Source organism: Synechococcus sp. R5-12 (assembly GCF_047502655.1).
Lineage (GTDB): Bacteria > Cyanobacteriota > Cyanobacteriia > Thermostichales > Thermostichaceae > Thermostichus.
In genome coordinates this window covers 1-645 of the sequence record NZ_JANSIM010000261.1, presented here as the reverse complement: position 1 = coordinate 645, position 645 = coordinate 1, and the positions used below count along the sequence as shown (strand labels likewise).

1 protein-coding gene is annotated in these 645 nt (G+C 54.3%); it reads left to right on the top strand.

The genetic code is table 11. The features are described from left to right. Positions 1-204: 204 nt before the first annotated feature. Positions 205-645: FAD-dependent thymidylate synthase (locus NW843_RS12935; RefSeq protein ID WP_414523146.1), on the top strand; the 441-nt coding region annotated here is incomplete at its 3' end.

Genomic DNA, 645 nt, shown 5'->3' with positions numbered 1-645 from the left:
TCAGTATAGTTGAGCTTATTATTGACTAGAGTCATGCTCTCTTCTCCTTACACTGAGTTAAGGAATACCTCAGGGTGGGGGCAGATAGGGAATATGCTCTGTGGTGGAGCAGGCCAATGCCGTTGGCGTTCTCCGCTGCCAATATGATCTTACAAGGATCTCAGAATCCTAACATGCGGTGCGAAGCACTAGGGGATGCAGCCTGTGGATGCTTTGTTTCAAGTTGTGGTGCTGAATCAAACCCCAGATCCAGAACGGGTCATCTACCAGGCAATGCACCAGGATTACAGCCCTGATTTTGTCACCTCAGAAAGCCGGATCCCGGAAAAGTATGGAGAGGCGGTGGTGCGGCATTTGCTGGAGGGCAACCGTGGCCACTATGGGCCTCTAGAGCATCCTCAGATCACCTTTGGGGTGGGCTATTTTCCCCACGCCGTCATGCAACAGGCCCGTACTCATCGGGTGGGAATTTCTTTTGATGTTCAATCCTTCCGATATACAGGCCAGCAAATTGCCGATTTGGGCAAAAAGCTCTTGTTCGCGTCAGCGGTGCGGAGCACAACCGAGACTGCTGCTCCTGTTGGCGAGACCGGCTACGGTTGCGTCAGCGGGCCGGAGGCCTATCGCGTCAGCGGGCCGGAGGCC